The organism is Nevskia soli (assembly GCF_903970205.1).
Classification (GTDB): Bacteria; Acidobacteriota; Terriglobia; order Bryobacterales; family Bryobacteraceae; genus Bog-113.
This window is the reverse complement of the sequence record NZ_CAJCHS010000407.1, coordinates 1-4,932: the sequence shown is the minus strand read 5'-3', so window position 1 is coordinate 4,932 and position 4,932 is coordinate 1. Positions and strand designations below refer to the sequence as shown.

At 60.6% G+C, this 4,932-nt stretch carries 3 protein-coding genes and 1 pseudogene; 1 reads left to right on the top strand and 3 read right to left on the bottom strand.

Translation table 11 applies throughout. The features are described 5' to 3' along the window. Positions 1-390: 390 nt before the first annotated feature. Positions 391-1,692, top strand: a complete 1,302-nt coding sequence (locus H1Y01_RS17615) for a nucleotide sugar dehydrogenase (protein ID WP_180541853.1) — start codon at positions 391-393, stop codon at positions 1,690-1,692. Between the two features lie 115 nt (positions 1,693-1,807). On the opposite strand, the gene H1Y01_RS17610 is transcribed toward H1Y01_RS17615, so the two are convergent. The 3 genes and pseudogenes from H1Y01_RS17610 to H1Y01_RS17600 form a co-directional block, all read right to left on the bottom strand. Next, positions 1,808-3,115: a nucleotide sugar dehydrogenase gene (locus H1Y01_RS17610; protein WP_180541851.1), complete on the bottom strand. Its 1,308-nt coding sequence runs from the start codon at positions 3,113-3,115 to the stop codon at positions 1,808-1,810. Between the two features lie 37 nt (positions 3,116-3,152). Continuing rightward, positions 3,153-3,938, bottom strand: coding sequence for a diaminopimelate epimerase (gene dapF / locus H1Y01_RS17605; RefSeq protein WP_180541849.1), 786 nt, complete (start codon positions 3,936-3,938; stop codon positions 3,153-3,155). After that, positions 3,898-4,932: pseudogene (locus H1Y01_RS17600) on the bottom strand (hypothetical protein); the annotation flags it as partial. The pseudogene H1Y01_RS17600 and the gene dapF, both read right to left, overlap by 41 nt.

Here is a 4,932-nt window from a genome sequence, read left to right as displayed (position 1 = left end):
TTCCGGTCGGTACCTGGAGCGACGGCGTCAAGGCGCATACGACCCATGGGGCTGCCGACATAGCGGGCGAGGAGTGCGCGCAAGGCTTCGAATTCGAGTAAGTCCGCGCTGGTCTGCTGCACGCTTTCAACATATCGCGGGCAGATCGGGCGTAAGTGCCGCGTGAGCCATTCCGCGCGCGGGCGGGAGCGGCGCGCAGAATCTCCCTCGAATAATAAGGATGCAACAAAGCGCCGTGGCGCCGGGTCAGCGAACGGAGAGTTCTGGTCTGCTGCACGCTTGCAACGTATCGCGTCGTGCAGTCAACGCTTCCTTCCCACGCCTGCCGCGTAGTATCGCGCCTATTTGGCGATAGGGGTGAAACGGCGTTTTGCGTGGGATACTAAGGCCGTGTCAGCAACAGAAGCGCGCACGATTGCGGTTTTAGGGCTCGGGTACGTCGGATGCGTGAGTGCGGCCTGCCTCGCGCGTTTAGGACATCGCGTCGTCGGTGTGGACCGGGATCGCCACAAAGTGCAAAGTGTTCTCGACGCGCGTGCCCCGTTTTTCGAGCCGGGGCTGGAGCCGGTGATTCAGGAGGGTGTTGCGGCGGGGCGGCTGAGCGCGACCGATTCGCTGGCCGAAGCGATTGGCGATGCCGACATCGCTTTGATCTGCGTGGGGACGCCGTCCGAAGCGAACGGGAATTTGGGTTTGGGGCAGTTGCGGCGCGTGGCGGAGGAGATCGGGCAACTGGTTATCGGACGCGCAAAGCCGCTGATCGTGGTGGTTCGCAGCACGGTGTTTCCGGGTACGTGCGAGGAGGTTGTGATCCCGGCGGTGCGGCGCACAGCGGGTGTGGAGGTTGTGTCCAATCCGGAGTTTCTGCGCGAAGGCAGCGCGGTTAAGGATTTTCTGGAGCCTTCGCTTCTGGTGGTTGGCGGAGACGACCCAGGCGCGGTGCGTCGTGTGGCTGACTTATACGCGGCGCTGGATGTCGAGCCTTGCCTCGTCTCGCTGCGCACGGCCGAGATGATCAAGTACGCATGCAATTGCTTCCATGCGCTGAAGATTTCGTTCGCCAATGAAGTGGGTACATTGTGCGACCGGCTGGATATTCCGGCTAACGAAGTGATGGAAACGCTGTGCCGCGACGTGAAGCTGAACATCTCGCCCGCGTACCTGAAGCCTGGATTTTCTTTCGGCGGATCGTGCCTGCCCAAGGATTTGCGGGCGCTCACTTACCGCGCATCGCGGCTCGATTTGAAGTTGCCGATGCTGGAATCAGTACTTCCGGCCAACGATCAGCACTTGCGGCGCGCGATGGATGCGGCGATGCAGCTCCCGGCGTCGCGCATCGGAATCTTCGGCCTCGCGTTCAAAGAGAATACGGATGACTTGCGCGAGAGTCCGGTGGTGTCGCTGATCGAGTTCCTGATCGGTAAGGGCCGGGATCTGCGGATTTACGATCCGCATATCCAGCTGGATGAAATTTACGGCGCGAACTTACAGTTCATCTTGAAGGCGATTCCACATATCGGGCGCTTACTGACACGGCGGTTTGAGGAAGTGTTGGACTGGTGCGATCATTTGGTCGTGGCGCAACGGCCGAGCGCGGCCATTGCCGACCAGATTGCGGACCGCGGGGTACCGGTGCTGGACGTGACTAGCTTCGGGTCTGCTTTGACCCGGCCTGCCACTGCGCTTCAGTAATCGCTCGACGCTCACCACATCTGCCGTTGCCATGACTTTCTCAACTTAGTCGTCAGCTAAAGCGGTCGGTTCCGTTTCGTCCCGTGTGCTTGTCGAGAACTCGACGTCAACCCACTTACAGGCGCACGATCTTACTGGAAAGAAACCCTTTTAGCGCGTTGCGTGTATCCACAATCAATTTGGCGCTCGCTACCAGTTCGCTGTAATCAAAACCTGAATGGTCCGTAATCACGGCGACGCAATCCGCGTCAGCCGCCGTGCTGCCGTCCTGCGAAGCCAGCGTCCGTTCGCCCAATTTCAGCGCCGGAACGTGCGGATCGGTGTAGGTTACCCGCGCGCCCTTGCGTTCCAGCAACAACATGATGTCCAATGCCGGCGATTCGCGCACATCGTCGATATCCCTCTTATAGGAAACGCCGTAGATGTGGACGTGCGAGCCGCGAACGGCTTTTCCGTGGTCGTTGAGCGCGTTCTGGATCTTTTCCACGACGAAGTGCGGCATCTGTCCATTGATATGTCCGGCGAGCTCGATGAAGCGCGCCTCAATACCCGCTTGCTTGGTTTTCCAGGACAGATAGAACGGATCGATCGGAATGCAATGGCCGCCCAGGCCGGGCCCCGGGTAAAACGGCATAAAGCCAAACGGCTTCGTCGCCGCCGCCTCGATCACTTCCCAGACGTTGATTCCCATGCCGTTGCACATGATCGCAATCTCGTTCGCCAGGCCGATATTGATCATGCGGAACGTATTTTCGAGCAACTTCACCATCTCGGCGACCTGTGTCGAGCTGACCGGAACCACCGTTTCCAGAGCCTGCGCGTAAAATAAGCGGCCCAGTTCCGTGCAAGCCGGGGTCGACCCGCCAACCACTTTGGGAATATTGACGGTCTGGTATTTCGGATTTCCAGGATCGACGCGCTCCGGCGAGAAACACAGGAAAAAGTCGTCCCCCACGCGCAAGCCCGATTTCTGCATCATCGGCAGCACCAGTTCATCGGTGGTTCCGGGATAGGTGGTCGATTCCAGAATAATCAGCATCCCCGGATGCAGATACTTCTCGATCTCCGCACAGGCGGCCACGATGAAGCTCATGTCCGGGTCTTTCGTCTTGCGCAGCGGCGTCGGTACGCAGATGTTCACCGTGTCGAGTTCGGCGATCGCGCCGAAATCGGTAGTCGCGCGCAGCTTGCCCGCCGCGGACAACTCCGCGACCAGGTTCCCCGCGATGTCGGGGATATAGGACTCGCCGGCATTGACCTTATCTACTTTGCCGGGACTGAGGTCAATACCGGTCACATCAAAGCCGGCTTTGGCGAATTCAACCGCGAGCGGCAGGCCGACATAACCCAGGCCAACGACGCCGACGCGCGCCCTACGCGAGCGGATCTTGTCCGTCAGCAAATCGACCGGGGCTTGTGTCATTGGCGAAGTCACGGGCGAAGTCACGGGCGAAGTCATCTCACTCATCATAGTTGTACACTCCGGCGGCCACGATCTGCGCCGGCCCCTGGAGGTAGTAATCGCCCCGCTCTTCAACCATCAGCGGACCCGCCGGGGTCAGCACTTTCACGGGACTCGAAACGAGCCCGCGAGTCAGCGCACAACAGGCTGCGCCGGTCGAGCCGGTTCCGGAACTCTGCGTTACGCCCGCGCCCCGCTCATAGAACCGGACGTCGATCGTGTGGGAATCGGTCGCGCGCAGGAAGGAAACGTTGGTGCGATTCGGGAAATGCGCGTCCGTTTCAATGGAGGCGCCGGCGCTGATCCAATCCCATTCGAAATCGTCCACCGGGATAGCGCACTGCGGGTTACCGGCATCGATCAGCGTGGCGTCGAAGTCGCGGCCCGCGGCGCTGATCGCGAAATGTAATTCGATGACGCGCGGCTTCCCCATATTCATCTCGAACTCGAAGCGGTTTCCATCGCGCGCGATGAGCCGGAGCTCTTTGGGTCCCGCACCCGTTTGAATCACGATCGGGTTTTCGCGCGCTCCCTGCTGGATCAGCAGCGCGGCGGCACAGCGCGTCCCATTGCCGGAGAGTTCCGGCTCGCTTCCATCGGAATTGAATAGGCGGATGCCGGGGCGGTCATCGACGAGCATCCAACCGTCCGCTCCGACCCCGGTATTCCGGTCGCAAATCGCGCGCGTCACCTTCGGCAAATCGAGCCGGGCGGGCAAATCGCTCGCATATGTCAGCAGAAAATCATTCTTCGCGCCGTGCGCTTTGTGAAACGGAATATTCATTTCGGTAAATTTCCAACGCCGGAGCGTCTGCAACGGCGATGCGATCCGCTATCCGGTATCGACCGGCGTGTTCGACCGCGCCGCAGAGTGGGTCGCCCTGCTGGCACACCACCCAGACGGTGTTCAGGAACAGGTCGGGCCGCTGCACGGCCGCATCCCAGAGCATTGTATTTCCCTGATGGAACACGTTTTGAATCGGAATACCCGCGCTGCGGAAGATTCCGATCAGGTCGCCAAAACCGGCCGCAAAGTGCTCACCGGAATGCGCGTGCTCTTCCAGATACCTGGCAGCCTGGCTGGTCCACGCGCGCCGGCTGATCGAGTTGCGCTCGGATTCCTTCCACGTGATCCAGTTCTCGTGCGATGGATACCGCACCCACGGATACACCGCGATCAGCACAGCCAGCAGGCCCCAGCGCGTTCGCGTGATTGCCGCGCTTAAGAATGCAGCAGCGGGAAGCGCGGCCAGTCCATACCGCGTGTTGTACCAACTGTGCGGCCACAGGCTGGGCATGAAGATCGGACTGCTTCCGGAATGCATGTTCCAGATGTAGAAGGCAGGCGGCAGCAGCAGCAACAACGCCGGCCACCACGCGCGCCGGGCGATGGCGAAGACCAGCCCGATCAAAGCGAGCCAGAATAGCGGGTTACCTAGAACCAGTTCGACGCACGTCCGATAGTAGACGCGCGCCAGATACCAGTCATGCAGGCCGGGATAAGGCGCAGAGCCCTGAATGGCGTGCGCCGAACCGGGTCCGCGAAAGAAGTACAGCGGGTCGGAAGTCAGCCACCAGTTGTAGTAGAGCCACGCGAGAGGACCGAGTCCGGCGATCGCGCAGAACAATGCGCACATGGGCAACCGCTCCGTGACCGTCGCGGCTCGGTAACTATCTTGCCGACGGCCGCGTGCGATAAATCGACAATCGTTCGTTACCGGCCCTGGACTCTCGTTGGTATCCGACCCGCGACCATTGTTCGTATCCGACCCGAGACT